Raw genomic sequence first — 21,799 nt, 5'->3', positions numbered from 1 at the left:
GTCAGGCCTCCACCGGCTCGGGCAGGTCGACCCCCGGGAAGATCTTGATGACCGCGCTGTCGTCCTCGGCCCCCAGTCCGGACGCCGAAGCCTGGAGGAACATCTGGTGGGCCGTGGCGGCGAGGGGGAGCGGGAACCGTTCCGGCCGTGCGGAGTCCAGCACCAGCCCCAGGTCCTTGACGAAGATGTCGACGGCGGACAGGGGTGTGTAGTCGCCGGCGAGCACATGCGCCATGCGGTTCTCGAACATCCAGGAGTTGCCGGCGCTGTGCGTGATGACCTCGTAGAGCGCCTCGGCGGGGACACCTGCCTTGATGCCGAGGGCCATCGCCTCGGCCGCGGCGGCGATGTGCACGCCCGCGAGCAGCTGATTGACGATCTTGACCTTGGAGCCGAGCCCGGCGCGCTCTCCCAGGCGGTAGACCGTGCTGCTCATGGCCTCCAGCACCGGGTCGGCGAGGGCGTAGGCCCCGGCGGAGCCCGAGGTCATCATGGTGAGTTCACCGCTCGCCGCACGCGCCGCGCCTCCGGAGATGGGGGCGTCCAGGTAGAGCACACCCCTGTCCGCCAGACGGCCCTCGAGCGCGGCGGACCAGCCCGGGTCGACCGTGGAGCACATCACGAAGACGGAGCCGGGGCGGAGCCGGTCGGCGGCTCCGTCGGCACCGAACAGCACGGCATCCACCTGTGCGGCGTTCACCACCACGCTGACCAGGACGTCCACCGCGGCCGCCAGCTCACCACAGGTAGCGAACGCCGTCCCGCCGTCGCGGGCGAAGTCCGCGGCCGTCTCGGGCCTCAAGTCGTGAACACCCACGTCGTAGCCCGCCGTCCGCAGGCTCCGGGCCATCCCGAGGCCCATGGCCCCCAGGCCGACCACGCCCACCCTCGGTGCCGCGGGCTCGTTCCGGTCGCTCATGCCCCTCCTCGCCTTGCCGTGCCGTCCGGGGTGGCTGGGGCAGCCCCCACCGGGAGATCAGGTCATATGATGACCTGAGGACGACGGAATGCAAGGTGTGATGTCCGTCACTCGGGTCGGGGGCCGTGGCGGGCCGGGAAGCGGTCAGTGCCTCACGGTGCCCGGTGCGCACGCGCGTTGCGTACGAACAAGGTGTGCAGATCCCGCACGGCCCGGGGGACGGAGACCGCGGGGCGACGCTGCAACACCAGCAGCACATCGGTCTCGTCCTCCGCGAGGGGGCGCACGGTGATGGTGCCGCGCCGCTCCAGCGGATCGCCGATCACACTGAAGTCGGGCAGCACCGTGGCCCCCAGCCCCTCGGCGACCATCAGCTTGCCCATCTCGGCGCCGTCGGTGGAGTACGAGAAGGACGGTGTCCGGCCGCGCAGCAGCCGGTGCACGAAGCGGTGCATCACGTAGCCGGACCGCATCACGATGAGGGGTTCGGCGAGCAGGCTGTCCACATCCACCGCGTCCAGGGCCGCCAGCGGACTGTCCGGGCGTACGCACACCACCGGCCGTCCGCGCAGCAGCTCGGTCGTCTCGAAGTCGGGCGGTACGTCGTCACCGTGGAGGTAGTTCACCAGCCCCAGGTCGAAGGCGCCCTCCAGCAGGCCCCGGTGGATGTCGCCCTGCTGCGCCCCGACCACCTCGACCTGGGTGGCCGGGTGCGCGGACCGGAACTCCCGCACGGTCGGGATGAGCAGCGGGACGGTGGCCGTGTTGACCGTGCCGAGCCGCACCATGCGGCTGATGCGGTGCTGGTCGCCGGCCGCGCCGCGCAGCCGGTCCACCGCGTCCAGCACCGTCATGATGTGCGGCAGCAGCTCCCGGCCCTCGTCGCTGACCTTCGCTCCCGACCGTTTGCGCTCCAGCAGGTCCACGCCGAGCTCCCGCTCCAGATTCCGTACCGTCTCGCTCAACGCGGGCTGGGACAGATGCAGTTCCTCCGCGGCGCGCCGCAGCGAACCGAACCGGGTCACGGCGGCGATGTATTCCAGCTGTTCTATACGCACGACAGGAGACTGCGTCCACCGCACGCCCGGTTCAAGGGAATCCCTGTCACAACCTCGTGAATACCGACTCTCACCATGTGGAATCACCACCCTCGCTCCTTGACCGGCCGGACTCACGCTTGGTTGGATCGTCGACATGAAGCGACAGGACCTCACGCGACGACGCCACGTCGACCTCGCGCGTGTCTCCAGCTCCTGCTGTCGCTGCCACGTCTGAGCGCAGCGCACCCGAGGGAAACCCTCCCACTGGCTTTCTGCGCCTCCCCCGGTCATGAATTCCGGTCCCGGACCTTTTCCGTCGTGCTGACGGCGTTTCCGGCACCGCTGCTCCAGCGCGCCTGAATTCACCCCTGGCGAGCACCTTCCCGTGCCGACGCCCGCGTTCTCCGCGCGCTTTTCCGCTCTCCCAGGAGTCCTCCCATGCCCGTACCGCCCGTATCCGACCCCGTCCGCTTCGCCTACTGGGTGCCGAACGTCAGCGGCGGCCTGGTCACCAGCACCGTCGAACAGCGCACCGACTGGGGCTACGAGTACAACCGCGAACTCGCCGTCCTCGCCGAGAACAACGGCTTCGACTACGCCCTCAGCCAGGTCCGCTACATGGCCAGCTACGGCGCCGAGTACCAGCACGAGTCGACCAGCTTCAGCCTCGCCCTGCTGCTCGCCACCGAGCGGCTGAAGGTCATCGCCGCGGTCCACCCCGGACTGTGGCACCCGGGCGTCCTCGCCAAACTCGGCGCCACCGCCGACCACTTGTCGGGCGGCCGCTTCGCCGTCAACGTCGTCAGCGGCTGGTTCAAGGGCGAGTTCACCGCCCTCGGCGAGCCGTGGCTGGAGCACGACGAACGCTACCGGCGCGCGGAGGAGTTCATCACCGCCCTGCGCACCATCTGGACCGAGGACCACGTCGAACTCGCCGGTGACTTCTACCGGGTGCGCGACTTCTCCCTCAAGCCCAAGCCCCTCAACACCCCCGAGCGACCGAACCCCGAGATCTTCCAGGGCGGCAACTCCACCGCCGCCCGCGCCATGGCCGGCCGCGTCTCCGACTGGTACTTCAGCAACGGCAAGGACTTCGACGGCGTCACCGAGCAGATCAACGACGTACGGGCCTCCGCCGCCCAGGCGGGCCGCACACCCCCGAAGTTCGGCCTCAACGGCTTCCTCATCGCCCGCGACACCGAGGCCGAGGCCCGCGAGACGCTCCGCGAGATCGTCGCCCACGCCGACACCGAGGCCGTGCACGGCTTCCGCGACGCCGTCCAGCAGGCCGGCCAGTCCACCGCCGACGGCAAGGGCATGTGGCAGGACTCCAGCTTCGACGACCTCGTCCAGTACAACGACGGCTTCCGCACCGGGCTCATCGGCACACCCGAGCAGATCGCCGAGCGGATCGTCGCCTACAAGCGGCTCGGCGTCGACCTCTTCCTCCTCGGCTTCCTGCACTACCACGAGGAGGTCGAGTACTTCGGCAAGCGGGTGCTGCCCCTCGTGCGCGAACTGGAGGCCCGGGAACCCGCCTCCGAGCCCGTCGCCGCCCGCGCCTGACCGCCGCCCGCCCGAGAACACCCCACGAACGGAAGGTCCTCGCATGGCCACCGTCCTGTCCGTATCCGGCAGCCCCTCCGCCACCTCCCGCACGCAGCGACTGCTGCGCCACCTCGACGCCCGGCTCACCGCCCAGGGACACGAGGTGATCCCGCTGGACGTCCGCGCCATCCCCGCCGAGGCGCTCCTCGGGGCGGACTTCCGGCACCCGGAGATCGTCCGGGCCACCGCCCTGGTCGAGCAGGCGGACGGGGTGGTGGTCGGCACCCCCGTCTACAAGGCCGCCTACTCGGGACTGCTGAAGTCCCTGCTGGACCTGCTCCCGCAGTACGCGCTGGCCGGCAAGACCGTCCTGCCGCTGGCCACCGGCGGCTCCACCGCCCACGTCCTGGCCATCGACTACGCCTTGCGCCCCGTGCTGAGCTCCATGGGCGCCACGCACATCGTCCCGGGCTGGTTCACCCTCGACAAGGACATCACCGTGGGCGACGACGGCTCCACGACCGTCGCGCCCGGCTCGGCCGAGGCCCTGGCCCAGGTCACGGACCAGTTCTCGACCGCGCTGGGGGGCCGTACGGCGCTGCTGGCGGCCACCGGATGAGTGCGCCCCACGTGATCGCCGACGACGCCGAAGCGCTCGCCGTCGCCGCCGAACTGGCCGCGGAGTTCCGCAAGGACGCCGCCGAACGGGACGCGCGGCGCAGGCTCCCGCACCCGGAGCTGGAACGGCTGTCCGCCTCCGGTCTGCTGGCCGTGAGCGTCCCGGCCGAGTTCGGCGGCGCGGACGTCGGTGCCGGGACGCTCGCCGAGATCTTCCGGTTGCTGGCCGCCGCCGACGCCAGCCTCGCCCAGATCCCGCAGAGCCACTTCGTCTACGTCAACGTGCTGCGCCGCCAGGGGACGCAACGCCAGCAGGAGTTCTTCTTCGGCGAGGTGCTGCGGGGCCGGCGGTTCGGCAACGCCCAGTCCGAGGCGGGCACCAAGCACGTGCAGGACATCCGTACCAGGCTCGCGCCGCGCCCGGACGGGTCGTACGTCCTCGACGGCGTCAAGCACTACTCCACGGGCGCGCTGTTCGCCCACTGGATCCCCGTGCTCGCCCGCGCCGACGACGACACCCTGCACGTGGCGTACGTGCCGCGCGACGCCCCCGGTCTGACGGTCGTCGACGACTGGGACGGCATGGGGCAGCGCACCACGGCCAGCGGAACCGTCCGCCTGGAGCGGGTGCCCGTCCCCGCCGACCGGGTCGTGCCCCACCACCTCACCTTCCAGGAGCCCCAACTCCACGGGGCGGTGGCCCAGTTGCTGCACGCCGCCATCGACGCGGGCATCGCCTCCGGCGCGCTCGCGGAGGCCGTGGAGTTCGTCCGCACGAAGAGCCGGCCCTGGTTCGAGAGCGGGTTCGAGACGGCCGCGGAGGACCCGCTGCTGATCCAGCGGTTCGGCGAACTCGCGATCCGGGAGCGGGCGACTCAGGCCCTGCTGCGCGAGGCCGCCCGGGCCGTCGACGCCGCCCGGGACGACCTGACCGACGACTCGGCCGCCGAGGCCTCGATCGCGGTGGCGACGGCCAAGGTGACCGCGGCGGAGACCGCTGTGGAGGTCGGCAGCGCCCTCTTCGAGGTCTCCGGCACCCGCTCGGCGCTCGACTCCCTGGGCCTGCACCGCCACTGGCGCGACGCCCGCACCCACACCCTGCACGACCCGGCCCGCTGGAAGGTCCAGCACATCGGCCGCTACGTCCTGCACGGCACCCGGCCGCCCAGGCACGGCCTGCTCTGACCCCCCTCCGCCTCCCCACGTCACGATCGGAGACCCCCTCGTGTCCCTGACCTTCCACTGGTTCCTGCCCACCAACGGCGACAGCCGCCATGTCGTCGGCGGCGGCCACGGCACCCCGGCCACCGAGTCCGGACGCGACCGGCCGCCGTCGGTCGGCTACCTGAGCCAGATCGCCCGCGCCGCCGAGGACCTCGGCTTCGTCGGCGCCCTCACCCCCACCGGCGCCTGGTGCGAGGACGCCTGGCTGACGACGGCGATGGTCGCCCAGCACACCGAGCGGCTGAAGTTCCTGGTGGCCTTCCGCCCCGGCTTCGTCTCGCCCACGCTGGCCGCACAGATGGCCTCCACCTTCCAGCGGCAGACCGGCGGACGGCTGCTGCTCAACGTCGTCACCGGCGGCGAGAGCCACGAGCAGCGCGCCTACGGAGACTTCCTGGACAAGGACGCGCGCTACCGCCGCACCGGCGAGTTCCTGCAGATCGTGCGGGAGCTGTGGGAGGGCAAGACCGTCGACCTGCACGGCGAGCACCTCCAGGTGGCGGACGCGACGCTGGCCCGCGTGCCCGACCCGATCCCCGAGGTCTACTTCGGGGGCTCCTCGCCGATCGCCGGAGAGATCGCCGCGCGGCACGTGGACGTGTACCTCACCTGGGGCGAACCCCCGGCGCAGGTCGCCGAGAAGATCGCCTGGATCAGGAAGCTGGCGGCCGAGCAGGGCCGCACGGTGCGGTTCGGCATCCGGCTGCACGTCATCACCCGCGACAGCTCCGAGCAGGCCTGGGCGGAGGCCAACCGGCTGTTGGACGGCTTCGACCCGGAGACCGTGGCGTCGGTGCAGGCCGGACTCGCCCGCAGCGAGTCCACGGGGCAGCAGCGCATGCTCGCCCTGCACGACGGCGGCAACCGGGACGCCCTGGAGATCCACCCCAACCTGTGGGCCGGCATCGGCCTGGTGCGCGGCGGCGCGGGCACCGCCCTGGTCGGCAGCCACGACGAGGTCGCCGAACGCATCAAGGAGTACGCGGCTCTGGGCATCGAGGAGTTCGTCCTGTCCGGCTACCCGCACCTGGAGGAGGCCTACTGGTTCGGCGAGGGCGTCCTGCCGAGGCTCCAGGCACAGGGCCTGTGGCAGCACCCCTTCCCGCAGGCCGTGGCGGGTTCTTCGGCCCAGGTCCCCTTCGCGGGTACGGGATCCCCACGATGACGCCCGTGATCGCGACGACGCCGGAGCGGTCGCCGGAGCGGTCGCCGCAGCGGCCGAACCGGCAGCCGCGTTCGCCCCGCGGCGCCGCCCAGCGTGACGCCGAACGTATCCTGCCGCGCGCCGAACTCGACCTGCTGTCCGCTGTATCGATCCCGTCGCCTACTCGTCGGACAAGGTCAGGTCAGGTACCCGCCACGCCGCGATCACGAAGGCGGCCAGGGACACCGCGGCGCCGGTGAGGAAGACGAGGCGCATCGAGGCGACGTAGCCTTCCAGGAACGGCAGGGCCGCATGCGGGTCGAGGGCGCGCAGGAAGGCCGAGTCCTCCAGGTCGACGCCGCCGCCGGGGCGCAGCACTCCCGTCAGGGCGTGTGCGGTGTCGGGCTGGGTCAGCAGCCGGCGGTAGGCCGGGTCGTGGCGGGCCTCGGCCAGCCGGTCGGCGATGCTGCCGGCCGCCGTGGTGAACAGGATCGACAGGAACGCCGCGGTGCCGACCGTACCGCCGTTGGAGCGGAAGAAGTTGACCGACGCCGTCGCCGCGCCCATGTCGGTACGGGGTACCTCGCACTGCGCGAGCGTGGTGAGCGTCTGCATCGACGCGCCCAGTCCCGCGCCCATCAGGACCATGCCGAGCGCCGGATGCCACAGCGGGCTGTCCACGCGCAGCGTGGCGAAGACGAGCATGGCCGCGGTGAACGAGCCGACCCCGGCGACGAGGTGGACCTTGAACCGGCCGGTGCGGGCGATCATCCGGCCCGTCAGCAGCGTCACCGCGAGGTTCGCGGCCACCGTGGGCAGGGTGGCCAGGCCCGCCGCCATGGGGCTCATCCCGCGGACGAGTTGCAGGTAGAGCGGCAGCGTCGTCATCGCGCCGAACATGCCGATGCCGACGACGAAGTGCAGCCCGACGCCCAGCCGGAAGGCCCGGATGCGGAACAGCCGCGGCGGCAGCAGCGCGGCGTCGCCCGACCGCCGCTCCACCGCGACGAACACGGCCAGTCCCACCACGCCGACCGCGTACATCGACAGCGCCCGGGGTGAGTCCCACCCCCAGGTGCGGCCCTGCTCGGCGACGACCAGCAGGGGCACGAGTCCCACGGCCAGGGTCAGCGCACCGGCGTAGTCGAGCCGGTGGCCGACCCGCCGGTGCGGGAAGCGCAGGACGCGCACGATCGTCACCGCGGCCGCGGCGGCGAGCGGCACGTTGATCAGGAAGATCCAGCGCCAGCCGTCGATGCCGAGCAGGGTGGCCCGGTCCGCGAACGCGCCGCCCACCAGGGGCCCGACGACGCTCGCCCCGCCGAACACGGCCATGAAGTAGCCCTGGTAGCGGCCCCGTTCGCGTGGGGTGGTGATGTCGGCGACGATCGTCATCGCCAGCGACATCAGCCCGCCGCCACCGAGGCCCTGCACGGCGCGGAACGCCGCGAGTTCGTAGATCGACGTGGCGCAGCCGCACAGCAGCGAACCGACGGTGAACAGGGCGATCGCGGCGAGGTACACGGGCCTGCGGCCGTGGATGTCGGACAGCTTGCCGTAGAGCGGTGTCGCGATGGTGGCGGTGATGAGGTACGCGGTCGTGACCCACGCCTGGGCCGTCAGCCCGTGCAGATCGTCCGCGATGGTCCGCAGCGCGGACGAGACCACCGTCTGGTCCAGCGCCCCCAGGAACATGCCGAGCACCAGCCCGGACATGACGGTGGTGATCTGCCGGTGAGTGAGCCGCGGGGGCAGGTCCCCGGCCGAGTCCTGTTCCCGGGTGTCGGAGAAGGTCACGTGTGTCGTCCTCGCAGTGGGGGAGGGGGCCGTCCGGCTAGCCGGCGATACCGGCCAGGTCGGCGACCGCGTGCGTGACGTCCGGAAGCGTCAGCATCGCCAGTTGGGCCGACCGGGCCCGGGCCCGCGGCTCGGGGTCGGCGAGGAGCTTGCGGCACACCTCGGCGATGCCGGCCGGGCTGCGGTCGGTGATGTGACGGCCCAGGCCCAGCTCCTCCACGCGCTCGGCGTTAGTGGGCTGGTCCCCGAAGAACGGCAGGACCGCCAGTGGCGTGCCGGTGCGCATGGCCTCGCGGATGCTGTTGAAGCCCCCGTGGGTGACGAACAGGTCCACGGACTCCAGCAGCAGCGGCTGCGGCACCCGGTCGGTGACGTGGATGTGCCCGGGGAGCCCTGCGCGGTCCAGCGGTATCCCGGACGTCGACACGACCACCGTGCAGTCGTCCAGTTCGGCCGCCGCGTCCACGAGCGCGTTCAGGTTCTCGGTGGCGTCCGGCATCTTCACGGGCAGCGGCTCGGTCTGGTCTTCCATGCGCGCACGCAGCTGCGGCAGGGCGGTGCCGATCCCGGCGTACACCAGGGGGCGGTCCGTGGGCAGGGCGGCGGCCCACTCCGGCAGCACTCCGCCGCGCTCGACGTCCACCGTCTGCCGGTAGGACCACGTCCGGGGCAGATGCCGGGCGAAGGAGAAGGCGGACGGCACGTAGTCGACGCGGCCGTGCGGGACGACGGACAGCGGGTCCTCCCGCACGGGCAGCCGCAGCTCCGCGCGCCGCTCGTTCAGCTGCGGCAGCACCTCCGCCGGATCCAGGATGTTGCTGAACCCGGAAGGCGTGGGCAACTGCGGTATGCCGAGCAGCTCGGCGGTGAGCACCGCGGCCATGTCCATGCCGTCCCGCAGGATCAGGTCGGGCCGGAAGTCCCGGGCGAGGGGAAGCAGGACGTCCAGGTGCGGCTTGACGTGCGGCCCGGCCACGTTCCGCATCAGCAACCGGGTCAGAACACCTGACGGGTCCGTCGAGTCCGGGGTCTCCTCGAGCTCGGCGAGGTAGGGGGCCAGCGTGGCCATCGGGTTGAACTCCGGCACTGAGGCGTTCACCTGTACCTCGTCGTCACGGAAGACGGGGACGAGGGCCTCGGTGGTGACCACCAGCACCTGATGCCCGGCTCCGGCCAGGGCGCGCAGCAGCGGCAGCTGAGCGCGGCCGTGGGAGGGACTGCCGAGCGTGGTGCACAGAACCCGCATGGGGGTGAGCCTTTCTGTTGGCGACTCTTCGGAGAGGAACGAAAAGGGTCTTGTCACGCCACCCGCGTCGGCGCCTGCGCCAGCCCGATGCCCTGCCAGGTCAGTCCGGCCCGTGCGAGGCGGTCCGCGTCCAGCAGGTTGCGGAAGTCGTGGACCTCGCGGCCCGCCATGCGCGCGGCGATCGCCGCCCAGTCGAGGTCGCGCAGCTCCGGCCACTCGGTGAGGACGAGGCAGGCCGCCGCCCCGTCCGCCGCCCGCACCGGGTCGTCGGAGAGCTCGACCAGATCGCTCAGGTCGGGCCGCTCCTCGCACAACGCGGGGTCGTACGCGGTGAGTTCGGCTCCGCGCTCGCGCAGCAGCCGGGCGATGGAGAGCGCGGGGGAGTCGCGCAGGTCGGAGGTGCCGGCCTTGAAGGTCAGGCCGTACAGGGCGAGTCGTACGCCGTGCAGCGAGCCGCCCTCGCCGCGCCCGCACGCGGCGGCGACCCGCTCGACGAGCTGCCGCTGGTGGGTGACGTTGGTCTCGATGGTGGCCCGCAGCAGGGGGAAGTCCACCCCGGCCAGGTCGCACACGGTCAGCAGGGCGTGCGTGTCCTTGGGCAGGCACGAGCCGCCCCAGCCGGGCCCGGGCCGCAGGAACGCGGAGCCGATGCGGGGGTCCCGGCCGATGCCCTCGGTGACATCGTCGATGTCGGCGCCGAAGCGTTCGCAGACGGTGGCCAGGTTGTTGGCGAAGGACAGCTTCATGGCGAGGAAGAAGTTGGCCGCGTACTTGGTGAGTTCGGCGCTGGCGGCGTCGGTGAGCACCAGCGGCGCGTCCAGTTCGGCGTACAGGTCGGCCACCCGCCGGGCGGCGTCCCGGTCGGCGGCGCCGATCACGATCCGGTCGGGATGCAGGAAGTCCTGGACCGCGCGGCCCTCGCGCAGGAACTCCGGGTTGCTCACGACGGCCACGTCGTCCCGGTCGAGCAGCGTGGCGACGCGCTCGCTCGTCCCGACGGGCACGGTGGACTTGTTGACGACGACACAGCCGGCCGGCAGCACGTCACGGATCTGCGCTGCGACGGCCTCCACCGCGGCGAGATCGGCCGCGCCGCCCGCGCCCATCGGGGTGGGCAGGCACAGGAACACCACGTCGGCATCCGCGACGGCGGCCGCGGTGTCGCCGGTGAAGTCGAGCCGGGACGCGTCCAGGGCGTCCCGGACGGTCTCCGGCAGACCGGGCTCCAGGATGTCCACCCGCGCCTCGCGCAGCCGCTCGACCTTGTGCGGGTCGGCGTCGGCGCACACCACATGGTGGCCGAGAGAGGCCAGGCAGGCGCCGGTGGTCAGGCCTACGTAGCCGGTTCCGATCACGGCGACACGTCGAGCAGGCACAGAAGATCACCACTTCCGGTCGGTGGGGGACCCCGCGTGCGACGGCTTCGAGGAGCGCGAGGGCGCGCGGTGTCGCGTGCTGCGGGCGGACCTGGGAGGGCCGACGTCGTCGTGCGGCCCCCGAACAGTGAGAACTCAAGTCATCGGTCGTTGACCTGACACAGGTATGGCATGTGCTCAGAAGGGAAGTCAACGATTGATGACATCGGTCGGTGACTTTGAGACAGCTCCCGCAGACTGGAACATGGGCGCATGGCGGAAGCGCCGTGGACCTCGGAGGTGCGGTACGTGTCGGGAGTACAGAACGACGAGACGTCGAAGGCGATGGCCCCACGGCCCGCCCGTAAACGCTCGGCCTCGGCCACGCGCACCGCGCTTCGTGCCGCAGCGGCCTTCCGCTTCGGCAAGTACGGTTACGACGGCACGAGCGTGCGGGACATAGCGGGCGACGTCGGTGTCGACGCCGCCCTCGTCTACCGCTACTTCGGCTCGAAAGAAGCGCTGTTCAACGACGTATCGGGTACGGGCAAGATGTTCGAGCCGCTGCTGGACGAGCCGGTCGAGGCGATCCCCGAGTGGTTCTGCGCGCTGCTCACGGGGCCGCCGCGGGAGGGCGGTTTCCCGCATCCGGTGCTGTCCGTGCTGCGGTCGTCGGGCCGGGACGAGGCGGTGGCGCGGCTGCGGGCGGATTTCACAGAGGTGTTCTCCGAGCGTCTGGCCGCCCGTCTCGGCGGCCCCGACGCCGATCTGCGGGCGGAACTCCTCGCGGCGTGGATGCTCGGCACCAGCCTGATGCGCTCGGAGATCCGGCCCCCCGCCCTGGCCTCGGCGCCGGACGCCACGCTGGAGCGGTATCTGCGGGAAGGCATCGAGGTGTTGCTGGGTCCGCTGCCGGAGGGCGGCTGCCGGGCGGCCGGGGGCCGGTGCGGGGCGGCCGGGGACGGATGCGGTGACGGGCAGGAGGCGTGACCGGCGGAGGAGGGGGCCGGGCGGAACACATGGCGGCCCTCTTGACGTGGCACCGAGGCGGCCTGACACTCCATAGGAGAGATTCCCAGTGAACGGGTAGGAAATGATGGAGCCTCCGGAGTCGCCCGCCGACCGCGCGGTCCGCGCGGGCCGGTCGTCTCTCCTCCTCACCTCCCGCAGGCACATCGATCTCCTGCGCGTCTGCAGCGCGGCGAGGCCTCTGCGCTGAACCGGCGGTGCCCACCGGCACCGCACCCCGCCACCCACGGGTATGCGCCGACGCCGCCGCGCACCCACCCCGCGTGCGCCGCCCGCCGCACCTGCGCGAACCAAGCCGGACCCGGACCCAGGGAGACACATGCCCGCCGCACCCCTGTCCACCGTGCCGTCCCTCCCCTCCTCGCCGTCGCCGTCGTTCCGAGGCAGGATCGGGTGTGACGCGAACAGCGGCTACTACGCCGCACCGCGCCGCTACCGCCTCCACCTCTCGCTGTCCTCTCCCCACAGCCTGCGGATCGCCATCACGCACAGCCTGCTCGGTCTGGAAGAGACCCTTCCCATCGAGCTGCTGCCGGCCGTCCCCGACATGCCCGACGGCGGACACTCCGCACTGCTCCCCCTGTACGAGGCCAGCTCGCACCGGCACTCCGGGCCGGCCGTCGCACCGGTGCTGAGCGACACCTGGACCGGTCGGATCGTCAACAGCCACTCCGCACACATCCGCCATGACCTGGCCCGGCACTTCGGCGGCGACGGCCCGGACCGGCCGGTCCTCCACCCGCACGGCGCGGAGGAGGAGATCGAGGCCGTCGAACATCTCTGCCAGTACCGCATCGACGAAGCCGCACAGCAGGCCGGGCAGGCCGACGTCGACGAGGCGGCGCGCCGTACCGCCCTCAGTTCCCTGCTGCGCGTCCTGGGCACCCTGGAAGCCCGGCTCGCTCACCAGGACTTCGTGCTGGGTGACCGGATGACCGCCGCCGACGTGCGGTTGTGGGTCGCCCTGGTCCAACTCGACACCGTGCACCGCCTGCACCTGGACGCGGCCGCGGTCCACCGAGTCGCCGACCATCCGCACCTGTGGACGTACGCCCGGCGGCTCGCCGCACACCCCGCCTTCGGCTGTCATCTCGACCTGGACGGCATCGCCCGCAGGCACCACGCCCGGTGCCAGGGGCTGGAGGCCGCGGGAGCGGCGGTGCAGATCCTGGACTGGGCGGCTCACATCACGGACACTCCGCACGCTCCCGCGGAACGACACTCCGCACTCCACCTCCGCCCGTCCGGCCCGGCCTGACCTTCGTCAGGCGAGCGCGTCGTCCGTGAACTGGTTGGTGTCGAAGAGCTGGTTGATGTGACCGCCGAGTTCGGACCAGTGCTGTCCGGAGAGTTCGGCGGCGGCCCGGGCGTCACCGCCGGCGCAGACCTCCACGAGCCGGGCGTGGTGCTCGATGGTGTTGCGGCCGCCGAGCAGGGTGGAGAACTTGCGGTAGAGGATCCGGTGGATCTGCGGGTGGAGCCGCTCGACGATCCGGCTGAGGACCGGATTGTCCGCTGCCGCGATGGGGACCGCGTGGAAGCGGTCGTCCGCGGCGAGCGCGGCGTCCGTGTCGTTGGCGGCGACGGCCTGTTCGAAGTCCCGGTTGGCCTGGCGCATGTGCCGGAGGTCCTGCTCGGTCATGACCGGCACGGCCGTCTCGACGGCGAGCTGATCGAGGGAGCGCAGGACGGCGAGCGTCTTCTCGACGTCGCGGCGGTTCAGGGTGGTGATGCGGGTGTAGACGCCCGGCTTGGCCTCGACCAGGCCGATGTCGGCGAGCCGGGCGAGCGCCTCGCGCACCGGGGTCCGGCTGAGACCGAGGCGCTCGGCGAGTTCGCCGTCCTTGACCTTCTCTCCGGGGGCGAGTTCCCCGCGCACGATGGAGTCGCGCAGGCGGTGGAAGACCTCCTCGCTCAGGAGACGGCGGGAGACAGGGGTGTCCAGTGACATATTGCGTACAGTACATCGGCTGCCGCCCAGCCCCGTGCCCGTCTCCCCGTCCGCATCCTCACGCGGTGGACGTCCGGCGGACCAGGGCCTGAGCCAGGACCGCCGCCGGATCGACGAGGGGGACGTCGATGGCGTCCGCTGGGAGCCCGAGCGGGATCTCCGTGCAGCCCGCGATGATCACCTGTGCTCCCTGTGCCGTGAGCCCGCGCGCGGCACGCACCAGCGGTGCGGTGGCCGTGGCGTCCCGGGCGCCCGCCTTCACCGCGCGGACGGCGGCCATGACCTCCTCCTGCCGGCCGTCGGGCTCCGGCAGCACGAGGTCGATCCCGTAGCCGTCCAGCCACTCCTGGTAGAGGCCCGCGCGGACGGTCCCCGTGGTCGCCAGCAGGCCGGCGGTCCGCACGCGGGGCCGCAGGGTGGTGAGGTGCTGGGCGACCTCGCCGATCATGTGGACGATGGGCAGCCCGACGTGGTCGGCGATGCGGGGCACGAAGGCGTGGGCGGTGTTGCAGGGGATGGCGATGAGGGTCGCGCCGGCCTCGCGCAGGACACGACCGCCGTTGAGGAGCCAGGGTGTCGGGTCGGGGCCGTCGCCGAGCAGGGCTTCGGTGCGGTCGGGGACGGTGGGGTCCGACCAGATGACCGTCCTGAGGTGGTCCTGGTCGCTGGTGCCCGGGGTCAGCGACACGAGCTTGGCGTAGAAGTCGGCGGTGGCGGCCGGTCCCATCCCGCCCAGGATGCCGACGATCTCCGTGGTGACGGGACTGGTCACCGGGCGGTCTCTTTCCGGAGCGTCCCGGCCTGCTGTGCGGAGGCGGGCTCGGTGTGTCCGGCGGGCCGGGGACCGCGTTTGTCTTCCCGGCGCTTCTCGGAGCTGTCCACGACGGCGGCGGCGAGCGAGTTGCCGACGACGTTCACGCCGGTGCGGGCCATGTCGACGATGAAGTCCACGCCGAGGAGCAGGGCGATGCCCTCGGCGGGCAGGCCGATGGAGTTGCCGGCGGCGATGAGGACCACGATGGAGGCGGAGGCGACCCCGGCCATGCCCTTGGAGAGGATCACCAGTACGCCCACCATGACGAGCAGGGCGGGCAGGGAGGTGTCGGCGCCGTAGGCGTTGGCGAGGAAGACCAGGGCGGCGGCCTGGTAGAGGACGGAGCCGTCGGTGTTGAAGGAGTAGCCGAGGGGGACGACGAACGAGGTCGTGGACCGGCTGAGGCCGAACGCTTCGAGCTTGCCCATCAGCGGTGCCAGTACCGATTCGGAGCTGCGGGTGACGAAGGCGATCCCGGCCAGCCCGGCGATCGACCTCATCAGTTCGACGTAGCGGATGTGGTGGATCGCGGCGATGACCGGGAAGAGCACGCCGACGACGATGGCCAGGCCCGCGTAGACCACGGCGATGAAGCCCATCAGGCTGCGCAGGTTGCCGAAGCCGTAGTGGGCGACGTCGTAGGAGATGAACCCGAGCACGCCCAGGGGCGCGACGCGGATGACGTAGCCGACGACCTTGAACATCACCGAGGCGACGGAGTCCAGGACGGAGGCGAAGGGTTCGGACTTCTCCCCGATCGCGGCCATGGCGACGCCGACGAGGAGGGCGAAGACGATCGCGCCGAGCAGGTTGCCCTCGCCGAACGCTTCGAAGATGTTCTTCGGGAAGGCGTGCAGGACGAGTTCGTGGAAGTCGATGCCCTGGCTCATGCCGTCCAGGTCCTTGGCGTCGGCCCCGTGGACGGGGGCGCCCTTGCCGATGCCGGTGAGCTTGGCCAGGCCGACCGCGATCAGCAGGATGATCGTGGTGACGATCTCGAAGTAGAGGATGGCCTTGCCGGCGATCCGGCCGACCTTCTTGACCGACTCCATGCGGGCGATGCCCAGCACGATGAGCGGGAAGACCAGGGGCAGGACCACGACCTGCACCAGGTTCAGGAACACGTCCCCGAGGATCTTCATCTGCTCGCCGGCCGACGGGGCGAGGGTTCCGACCACGGCTCCGAGGCCGACGGCGATGATCGACTGGACCCCGATCGGCATCCTCAGACAGCGCCGCAGCGGCCCTGAGGGCCGGTTCTTGTCGGTGTCCGCGCTGGTGGCGGGGGTGTGCGAGGTGGTCATGGAAGCCTCCCGGGCACTCTAATATATTGCGCTCTGCGTATTGGGCGGTAAGACTGGGCTCCAGAGCATGGGCCTGTCAAGGGCCCGCGCACGACGCAGCCGGAACACGAGCCGGTGGTGGGGGAGAGAGAGGAGGTCCCGGTGGACGCCCGCTACGGCGCGCGCTCCGCAGCCGTCGGCGTCAGGCCGGGCGGCAGAACCGGAGAGGTGTATCCCATAACTAGACTGACCGGTATGAACCCTGGCGCCCAGCAATCCGACGGCCCCGCCGCGCCGCCGCCCCGCAGTGACGCCGAGGCCCTCTCCAAGGCCATGCTGCGCGCGAGCCCGGCCGGTCCCACCGCCGCGGCACCCGACCAGAAGGGCGGCTGATGTCCCTCTCGACCTCCGTCCGCCGTGCCCCGCTCGCCGCTGCCGCCCTCGTCCTGCTCGCGACCCTCACCGCCTGCGGCGACCTGCACGCCTCGGACGCGACAGCCGGGAGCGCTCCGAGCGCCTCCGGCGAGTCCTCGCCCAGTGCCGCGGGAGCCTCGCCGTACGTGGAGGCGGGGGCCGGAGACGGGGCACCGCACCAGAACGAGAACAACGCCTACCGCCGTGAGGGCGAGATGGAGCCCGGCCACGCGAAGGACGCCGAGCGGGAGGCCGACCGCATCAGGCCGGTGATCGAGCGGCTGTGGAAGCAGCGCACATGGGACCCCACGACGGTCCGGTCGGCCCTGCTCCGCCTCGGCTACGAGGAGGAGCGCGTCACACCGGACGGCAAGCGGCTCGGCGGGACCCTCACCGTCCGGGAGATGTTCGCGCGCTGGGAGAACGACGGTTACGTGACGCCCGAGGGGGCGCTGGTCGCCCTGCGCGTCCACGACGACGCCTGCGTCACGGCGTTCGTGCAGAAGTCGAACTTCGAGGTGCGGACCAACGGCCCCTACCCGGAGACCGGGTGCTTCGAGCCGCCCTACGGCCACTGAAGGTCATGACATCGCGGCCGACAACGCGGTGATGCTCTGACCCACTCGGCGCACCTGGTGCACGGCCGGCCTGATCCAGACGGAAGGCCCTAGCCCAGCCCGGGTGCTTCGTCGAGGAAGCCGCCCGACTGGTGCTGCCACAGCTTGGCGTAGGCGCCGTCGAACGCGAGCAGCTCCTGATGGGTGCCCTGTTCGACGACCCGCCCGCGGTCGAGGACGACGAGCTGGTCCATGGTGGCGACCGTGCTCAGCCGGTGCGCCACCACGAGCGCGGTCCGCCCCTCCATCAGCCGCCACAGCGCCTCCTGCACGAGGAGCTCGCTCTCGGAGTCCAGGGCGCTGGTCGCCTCGTCGAGCAGCAGGATCGGCGCGTCGCGCAGGATCGCCCGGGCGAGCGCCACCCGCTGGCGCTGACCGCCGGACAGCTTCACTCCGCGCTCGCCCACCATCGTGTCGAAGCCGTCCGGCAATGTGTCGGCGAACTCCGTGACATGGGCCGCCTCGGCCGCGCGGCGGATCTCGGCGTCGGTGGCGTCCGGCCGGGCGAACGAGATGTTCTCCCGCAGGGTGCGGTGGAACATCGCCGGGTCCTGCGGCACGTAGGCGATCTGGCTGCGCAGGTCGGCCTGGCGCAGCCGGCTGATGTCCTGACCGCCGACCAGGATGCGGCCGCCGTCGATGTCCGTCATCCGCAGGAGCAGCCGGGTGAGGGACGTCTTGCCCCCGCCGGACCGGCCGACCAGTCCGAGCTTGGCGCCGCTCGGCACGTCCAGGTCGAGTCCCTCGAACAGCGGCCGGCCGCCCCGGTGGGCGAAGGTCACCTTCTCGAAGCGGACATCGGCGGCCCGGGGCCGCAGCGGCTCCGGGACCGGCGGATCGAGCACGGTCGGCGGCGTCAGCAGCAGCTCGGTGAACTGCGCGGCCTCCGTCAGCGAGCTCTCCAGACGGCGGTAGATCTGGTTGAAGTCGAACATGATCCGCGTGGCGTTGCTGTAATAGGTGAAGGCCACCACGATCGCCTCCACGCCCTGCGCGCTCCCGGCGAGCCCGACCGCGAGCAGCAGGCCCACCGCGTTGGTCAGCACCGACATCGGCGCCACCAGCGTGTCGATGCGCAGGTTGCCGTAGTCCCACGACCGCAGGCTGAGCCGGCGTGACGTGGCGACGCGGGAGCGGTGCTCGGCGGCCTCACGCTCCTCGGCGGCGAACGCCCGTACCGTGTCCATGTTCATCAGGCTGTCGGCCACATGGCCCGACACCAGGGCGATCGCCTCCTCACGCTGGTGCACCAGCCGCTGGCGGCGCCGGATGAGGGGCACGACCAGCACCGCGGTCAGCGCGATCATCGCCAGCAGCCCGACGACGAGCAGCGGTTCGTAGCGCCAGAGCACCACGGCCCCGAACGTCAGCGGCACGAAGTTGCCCACGATCTGGAACGCCAGGGTGTCCACGCACGGCTCGAACCGGGAGGCGAAGCTCAGCACACGCTTGGTCAGCGATCCGGCGAAGTTGTCCTGGAAGAACGCCGCGTCCTTGGCGAACAGTTCGTCCATCCCGATCACGTACAGGTGCTCGATGCCGAGGGCGTCGACGCGGTTGAGACAGTGCAGGGCGACGCGCCACAGGGCCTCCGCGAGCAGCAGGACACCGGCGAAGCCCAGTACGTACGGCAGGGTCGAGGCGACCGTGACGTCGCGGTCGCCTGCCATGTCGCCGACGAGCTTGGCGACGATCAGAGGCGCCACGTAGTTGATTCCGATGTTGCCGAGCGCCGAGAGCACCATGGCGGGTGCGGTCCAGCGGCGGAGCCGGGCCAACTCCCGCCCGTAGTAGCGAAGTGCGAGCAGTACCGAGCGCTTGCCCGGCCGAATCCTGCGTGATTCCGGCGTTTCCATCCCACCCCTGTGTCGTCCTGCGGCTGACCGCCGGCGCGTCTGCGCGGGCAGGGGTCGTCGCCGCAACGAATGCGTGGATTTCGGGTCGAGTCCGGAAGTGTCCCGCGACAACGACCACGGAGTCCAAGCGTTTTCCGGCCGGACGGTGGTGCGCGGGGAGCGCCCCGGAGGCGCGGTGGGCGGACTGGGGGCGGACGGTGGTGCCCTCGACTGGCTCCCCCGGCCGCCTATGACAGTCGTTATAGACGAGTGCTAGCCTGCTGTCCTCTATAACGACTGTCATAGGAGAGTGCCGTGACGATCATCACCGTGACCGCGCCGACGGGACGCCTCGGCGTCGAGCAGCGCCGCGAGCTCGCTCGGACGCTGACCGACGCGGTGCTGGTGCCCGAGGTCGGGCAGCCCGCGCCGGCCGCCCGGGTCGGGTTCCAGGTGCACTTCGTCGAGCGCGAGCGGGACATGATGGCCATCGGCGGGCGGCTGTTGGCGGATGCCGGACCGGAAGCCGACGTGATGGTCGTCGATGTCGCGGTGATGGACGCCGCCTGGCAGGCGGACGTGCGCGCTCAGGTCATCGAGCGGATCCTCGCCGCGCTGGCGGCGGCGTGCGGGCAGGACGAACCCTCGCCGGCGTGGTGGGTCACCTTCCGGGTGATCGACGAAGGCAGTTGGGGTGCTTCCGGTGGTGTGCTGTCGATCCTGCCGCTCCTCGCGAGCGGGGTGTTCACCGAGGAACGGGCCGAGGCCGTCCGGGCGGCGTTGGCGGTCAGGCCCTGATCGTGGTGAGGATCAGCGCCTCAAGCTGGGCCGCGGTGCGGTCCAGCGGCTGGGTGCTGCGCTTGGCGCGGCACATGGCCACGGTCCCCTCGACCGCGGCGACGACGAGCGTCGCGACCTGCGCCGCCTGTTCGGGATCGGCGCCGTGCTCGCGCAGGGAGCCGGCCAGCAGGCTCTCCCATTCGTCGAAGACCTCGGCGGCGGCCGTCAGGGCGGTGGGCGTCTCGTCCGCGGGAGGCTCCTCGATGGAGACGGCGAGGACCGGGCAGCCGGCCCGGAAGTCACTGTCCACGACGATCTTGCGCCACAGGGCGAGGAAGGCTTGCAGCCCCGCGACCGGGCCCGCCTCCAACTCCCGGCGCAGGCTGCGGGCGGCCCACGCGCCGGTGTGGCGCACGGCCTCCGTGGCCAACTGCTGCTTGCCCTCGGGGAAGTAGTGGTACGTCGAGCCGAGCGGCGCCCTGGCGTGCTTGGCCGTCTCGCGGATGCTCGTGGCGTTCAGGCCGCGCCGGCTGATCATGTCGGCCGCACCGGCCACGATCCGCTCGCGCGCCGTCGGGCTGGGCTTGGTCACGTACGCGATCCCTTCTGACCCCACTGGCTATAACAACCGTCATAGTCTAGCGTGACCGTCGTCTATAACGACTGTCATAGCCCTGAGAGAACCTAGAGAGGTACCCCCATGCCGATGATCCGGCTCACGGCCCCGGCCGGCGCACTGACCGAAGCGGGACGCCGGAGCGTCCAGCGCGACCTCGCCACGGTGCTGCTGCGCTGGGAGGGCGCACCCGACACCGCGTTCTTCCGCGCCCAGGCGTGGAGCTACCTCGTCGAACTGCCCGACGGCGCGCAGAGCACCGCGGAGGACGGGGCGCCGCGATTCCTCGTGGAGGTCACCGTCCCGCAGGGCGCCCTGTCCGAGCGCCGCAAGGCGGGCCTGGTCGAGGAGGCGACGAAGACGGTGCTGGCCGCGGCGGGACTCGCCCAGGACGACGCGCTGCGGGTGTGGGTGCTGGTGCACGAACAGCCCGACGGCACCTGGGGCGCCGGTGGCTCCGTCATCCGCTACGCCGACCTGGTCGCCCTGGCGAAGGGGCAGCAGGGCGATGCGTGAACTGACCTACGTGGCCAGGCGCACCGTCGAGTGGCGCGAGGCACCCGACCCCGAGCTCCGGTCCGACCAGGAGGCGATCGTCGCCCCGGTCGCCGCCACCCCCTGTGACGTGGACTCCTCGATCCTCGCCGGGCACGGCTTCATCGAGCCGCCCTTCGCCCTCGGCCACGAGTGCGTCGCCCGGGTCGTCGAGACCGGCGACGCCGTCACCGCCGTGGCCCCCGGCGACCTGGTCGTCGTCCCCTGGTCCATCAACTGCGGCACCTGCGACCGCTGCCGGGCCGGGCTGACCGCGCACTGCACCGCCGTGCCCTACATGGCGATGTACGGCGCACCGATCGGCGGCAGCTGGGGCGGCCTCTTCTCCGACCTGGTCCGCGTGCCCTACGCCGACGCCATGCTGGTCCCGCTGCCCACCGGTCTCGACCCGGTCGCCATGGCGTCCGCCAGCGACAACTGGTCCCTGGCCTGGCGCCTGGTCGCCCCGCATCTCAGGGCCCGGCCCGGTGCCCGGGTCCTGGTCGTGGCCCGCGGCAGCATCGGCCTGTACGTGTGCGACATCGCCCGCGCGCTCGGCGCCTCCGACGTGCTCTACGTCGACCCCGACCCCGGACACCGCGACCTGGCCAGGGCCTTCGGAGCCGCCACCGCCGAGACCCTGGAACCGATCCCGCAGGGCTACGACATCGCCGTCGAGGCCACCGGCCGCGTCGAACAGCTCTCGCTGGCCGTCAAGTGCCTGGCGCCGGAAGGGATCTGCGAGAGCGCGGGCAACCACTTCCGCCCCGGCGAGCTCCCCCTGCTCGACATGTACCTCACCGGCGTCACCCTGCGCGTCGCCCGCGACAGCGTCCGCGCCCACATCCCCGACGCCCTCGAACTCGCCGCCTCCGGCAAGGTCGACCCCCGGAAGGTCGTCTCCCACGTCATCGACTGGGAGGACCTGCCGGCCGCCCTGCCGGAGAAACACCTCAAGCCGGTCTTCGTCAGGTCCGGCGACTGACCACGCCCGGGCGTGATGCCGGAGGAGTCGCCGAACTCCAGCCCGGACAG

At 71.7% G+C, this 21,799-nt stretch carries 22 protein-coding genes; 12 read left to right on the top strand and 10 right to left on the bottom strand.

Going from position 1 to position 21,799, the window contains the following annotated elements; translation table 11 throughout:
* Window position 1: 1 nt before the first annotated feature.
* Complete coding sequence (gene ltnD / locus ABEA82_RS26140; RefSeq protein WP_345664106.1) at window positions 2-919, bottom strand: L-threonate dehydrogenase; 918 nt, start codon at window positions 917-919, stop codon at window positions 2-4.
* A gap of 152 nt (window positions 920-1,071) precedes the next feature.
* Window positions 1,072-1,977, bottom strand: coding sequence for a LysR family transcriptional regulator (locus ABEA82_RS26135; RefSeq protein WP_345664105.1), 906 nt, complete (start codon window positions 1,975-1,977; stop codon window positions 1,072-1,074).
* A gap of 136 nt (window positions 1,978-2,113) precedes the next feature.
* Here ABEA82_RS26135 and ABEA82_RS38720 point away from each other — a divergent pair, with 136 nt between their 5' ends.
* The 5 genes from ABEA82_RS38720 (at window position 2,114) to ABEA82_RS26115 (ending at window position 6,514) form a co-directional block, all read left to right on the top strand.
* On the top strand, window positions 2,114-2,194 hold the full coding sequence (locus ABEA82_RS38720; protein WP_423654031.1) for a putative leader peptide: 81 nt from the start codon (window positions 2,114-2,116) through the stop codon (window positions 2,192-2,194).
* A 203-nt stretch (window positions 2,195-2,397) separates the two neighbouring features.
* Entirely contained in the window at window positions 2,398-3,525 is a 1,128-nt protein-coding gene (gene sfnG, locus ABEA82_RS26130) for a dimethylsulfone monooxygenase SfnG (protein WP_345664104.1), read from the top strand.
* Between the two features lie 43 nt (window positions 3,526-3,568).
* The gene (gene ssuE / locus ABEA82_RS26125; protein WP_345664103.1) at window positions 3,569-4,126 is read left to right on the top strand and encodes an NADPH-dependent FMN reductase; all 558 of its coding nucleotides are present in this window, start codon (window positions 3,569-3,571) and stop codon (window positions 4,124-4,126) included.
* Window positions 4,123-5,310: an SfnB family sulfur acquisition oxidoreductase gene (locus ABEA82_RS26120; protein ID WP_345664102.1), complete on the top strand. Its 1,188-nt coding sequence runs from the start codon at window positions 4,123-4,125 to the stop codon at window positions 5,308-5,310. Before ssuE ends, ABEA82_RS26120 begins: the two co-directional genes overlap by 4 nt.
* 40 nt (window positions 5,311-5,350) lie before the next feature.
* The gene (locus ABEA82_RS26115) at window positions 5,351-6,514 is read left to right on the top strand and encodes an LLM class flavin-dependent oxidoreductase (RefSeq protein WP_345664101.1); all 1,164 of its coding nucleotides are present in this window, start codon (window positions 5,351-5,353) and stop codon (window positions 6,512-6,514) included.
* A 159-nt stretch (window positions 6,515-6,673) separates the two neighbouring features.
* On the opposite strand, the gene ABEA82_RS26110 is transcribed toward ABEA82_RS26115, so the two are convergent.
* Genes ABEA82_RS26110 through ABEA82_RS26100 form a run of 3 tightly spaced genes read right to left on the bottom strand, consistent with a single transcriptional unit; the run spans window position 6,674 to window position 10,912 of the window.
* Window positions 6,674-8,290 carry an MDR family MFS transporter gene (locus tag ABEA82_RS26110; RefSeq protein WP_345664100.1) on the bottom strand — a complete coding sequence of 539 codons (1,617 nt, stop codon included), beginning with the start codon at window positions 8,288-8,290 and terminating at the stop codon, window positions 6,674-6,676.
* A 37-nt stretch (window positions 8,291-8,327) separates the two neighbouring features.
* Window positions 8,328-9,536, bottom strand: coding sequence for a glycosyltransferase (locus tag ABEA82_RS26105; protein ID WP_345664099.1), 1,209 nt, complete (start codon window positions 9,534-9,536; stop codon window positions 8,328-8,330).
* 53 nt (window positions 9,537-9,589) lie between these two features.
* The gene (locus ABEA82_RS26100) at window positions 9,590-10,912 is read right to left on the bottom strand and encodes a UDP-glucose dehydrogenase family protein (protein WP_345664098.1); all 1,323 of its coding nucleotides are present in this window, start codon (window positions 10,910-10,912) and stop codon (window positions 9,590-9,592) included.
* A 252-nt stretch (window positions 10,913-11,164) separates the two neighbouring features.
* Here ABEA82_RS26100 and ABEA82_RS26095 point away from each other — a divergent pair, with 252 nt between their 5' ends.
* Window positions 11,165-11,881 carry a TetR/AcrR family transcriptional regulator gene (locus ABEA82_RS26095; RefSeq protein ID WP_345664097.1) on the top strand — a complete coding sequence of 239 codons (717 nt, stop codon included), beginning with the start codon at window positions 11,165-11,167 and terminating at the stop codon, window positions 11,879-11,881.
* Between the two features lie 358 nt (window positions 11,882-12,239).
* A complete protein-coding gene (locus ABEA82_RS26090; RefSeq protein WP_345664096.1) occupies window positions 12,240-13,178 on the top strand; it encodes a glutathione S-transferase C-terminal domain-containing protein in 939 nt (312 codons plus the stop codon).
* Window positions 13,179-13,184: 6 nt separating this feature from the next.
* On the opposite strand, the gene ABEA82_RS26085 is transcribed toward ABEA82_RS26090, so the two are convergent.
* The 3 genes from ABEA82_RS26085 to ABEA82_RS26075 are packed head-to-tail and all read right to left on the bottom strand — an operon-like array spanning window position 13,185 to window position 15,989.
* Window positions 13,185-13,871, bottom strand: coding sequence for a GntR family transcriptional regulator (locus ABEA82_RS26085; protein ID WP_345664095.1), 687 nt, complete (start codon window positions 13,869-13,871; stop codon window positions 13,185-13,187).
* Between the two features lie 58 nt (window positions 13,872-13,929).
* A complete protein-coding gene (gene cuyB / locus ABEA82_RS26080) occupies window positions 13,930-14,643 on the bottom strand; it encodes a cysteate racemase (RefSeq protein WP_345664094.1) in 714 nt (237 codons plus the stop codon).
* Window positions 14,640-15,989, bottom strand: coding sequence for a dicarboxylate/amino acid:cation symporter (locus tag ABEA82_RS26075; RefSeq protein WP_345664093.1), 1,350 nt, complete (start codon window positions 15,987-15,989; stop codon window positions 14,640-14,642). The genes cuyB and ABEA82_RS26075 overlap by 4 nt, the downstream gene beginning before the upstream one ends.
* Before the next feature lie 141 nt (window positions 15,990-16,130).
* Here ABEA82_RS26075 and ABEA82_RS26070 point away from each other — a divergent pair, with 141 nt between their 5' ends.
* Window positions 16,131-16,361, top strand: coding sequence for a hypothetical protein (locus ABEA82_RS26070; protein ID WP_345664092.1), 231 nt, complete (start codon window positions 16,131-16,133; stop codon window positions 16,359-16,361).
* Window positions 16,361-16,960, top strand: a complete 600-nt coding sequence (locus ABEA82_RS26065; protein WP_345664091.1) for a hypothetical protein — start codon at window positions 16,361-16,363, stop codon at window positions 16,958-16,960. The genes ABEA82_RS26070 and ABEA82_RS26065 overlap by 1 nt, the downstream gene beginning before the upstream one ends.
* Window positions 16,961-17,049: 89 nt before the next feature.
* Here the strand turns inward: ABEA82_RS26065 and ABEA82_RS26060 are convergent, their stop codons facing one another.
* Window positions 17,050-18,855, bottom strand: a complete 1,806-nt coding sequence (locus tag ABEA82_RS26060) for an ABC transporter ATP-binding protein (protein ID WP_345664090.1) — start codon at window positions 18,853-18,855, stop codon at window positions 17,050-17,052.
* Between the two features lie 294 nt (window positions 18,856-19,149).
* Here ABEA82_RS26060 and ABEA82_RS26055 point away from each other — a divergent pair, with 294 nt between their 5' ends.
* Complete coding sequence (locus tag ABEA82_RS26055) at window positions 19,150-19,632, top strand: tautomerase family protein (protein WP_345664089.1); 483 nt, start codon at window positions 19,150-19,152, stop codon at window positions 19,630-19,632.
* Here the strand turns inward: ABEA82_RS26055 and ABEA82_RS26050 are convergent.
* Window positions 19,622-20,206 (bottom strand): TetR/AcrR family transcriptional regulator, encoded by a 585-nt coding sequence (locus ABEA82_RS26050; RefSeq protein ID WP_345664088.1) that lies wholly within the window; start codon window positions 20,204-20,206, stop codon window positions 19,622-19,624. The two genes, ABEA82_RS26055 and ABEA82_RS26050, sit on opposite strands and share 11 nt — an antisense overlap.
* 108 nt (window positions 20,207-20,314) lie before the next feature.
* On the opposite strand from ABEA82_RS26050, the gene ABEA82_RS26045 reads away from it, so the two are divergent.
* Window positions 20,315-20,746, top strand: a complete 432-nt coding sequence (locus ABEA82_RS26045) for a tautomerase family protein (RefSeq protein WP_345664087.1) — start codon at window positions 20,315-20,317, stop codon at window positions 20,744-20,746.
* On the top strand, window positions 20,739-21,749 hold the full coding sequence (locus tag ABEA82_RS26040) for a zinc-dependent alcohol dehydrogenase (protein ID WP_345664086.1): 1,011 nt from the start codon (window positions 20,739-20,741) through the stop codon (window positions 21,747-21,749). Before ABEA82_RS26045 ends, ABEA82_RS26040 begins: the two co-directional genes overlap by 8 nt.
* Window positions 21,750-21,799 lie beyond the last annotated feature (50 nt).

This window comes from Streptomyces venetus (genome assembly GCF_039540295.1).
Lineage (GTDB): Bacteria > Actinomycetota > Actinomycetes > Streptomycetales > Streptomycetaceae > Streptomyces > Streptomyces venetus.
This window is presented reverse-complemented; position numbering and strand designations above follow the sequence as displayed.

Coding starts and splice junctions, on each gene's coding strand:
- ltnD (WP_345664106.1), bottom strand. CDS start 919: ATGAGCGACCGGAACGAGCCCGCGGCACCGAGGGTGGGCGTGGTCGGC.
- ABEA82_RS38720 (WP_423654031.1), top strand. CDS start 2,114: ATGAAGCGACAGGACCTCACGCGACGACGCCACGTCGACCTCGCGCGT.
- sfnG (WP_345664104.1), top strand. CDS start 2,398: ATGCCCGTACCGCCCGTATCCGACCCCGTCCGCTTCGCCTACTGGGTG.
- ssuE (WP_345664103.1), top strand. CDS start 3,569: ATGGCCACCGTCCTGTCCGTATCCGGCAGCCCCTCCGCCACCTCCCGC.
- ABEA82_RS26120 (WP_345664102.1), top strand. CDS start 4,123: ATGAGTGCGCCCCACGTGATCGCCGACGACGCCGAAGCGCTCGCCGTC.
- ABEA82_RS26105 (WP_345664099.1), bottom strand. CDS start 9,536: ATGCGGGTTCTGTGCACCACGCTCGGCAGTCCCTCCCACGGCCGCGCT.
- ABEA82_RS26095 (WP_345664097.1), top strand. CDS start 11,165: ATGGCGGAAGCGCCGTGGACCTCGGAGGTGCGGTACGTGTCGGGAGTA.
- ABEA82_RS26090 (WP_345664096.1), top strand. CDS start 12,240: ATGCCCGCCGCACCCCTGTCCACCGTGCCGTCCCTCCCCTCCTCGCCG.
- ABEA82_RS26085 (WP_345664095.1), bottom strand. CDS start 13,871: ATGTCACTGGACACCCCTGTCTCCCGCCGTCTCCTGAGCGAGGAGGTC.
- ABEA82_RS26075 (WP_345664093.1), bottom strand. CDS start 15,989: ATGACCACCTCGCACACCCCCGCCACCAGCGCGGACACCGACAAGAAC.
- ABEA82_RS26065 (WP_345664091.1), top strand. CDS start 16,361: ATGTCCCTCTCGACCTCCGTCCGCCGTGCCCCGCTCGCCGCTGCCGCC.
- ABEA82_RS26060 (WP_345664090.1), bottom strand. CDS start 18,855: ATGGAAACGCCGGAATCACGCAGGATTCGGCCGGGCAAGCGCTCGGTA.
- ABEA82_RS26045 (WP_345664087.1), top strand. CDS start 20,315: ATGCCGATGATCCGGCTCACGGCCCCGGCCGGCGCACTGACCGAAGCG.
- ABEA82_RS26040 (WP_345664086.1), top strand. CDS start 20,739: ATGCGTGAACTGACCTACGTGGCCAGGCGCACCGTCGAGTGGCGCGAG.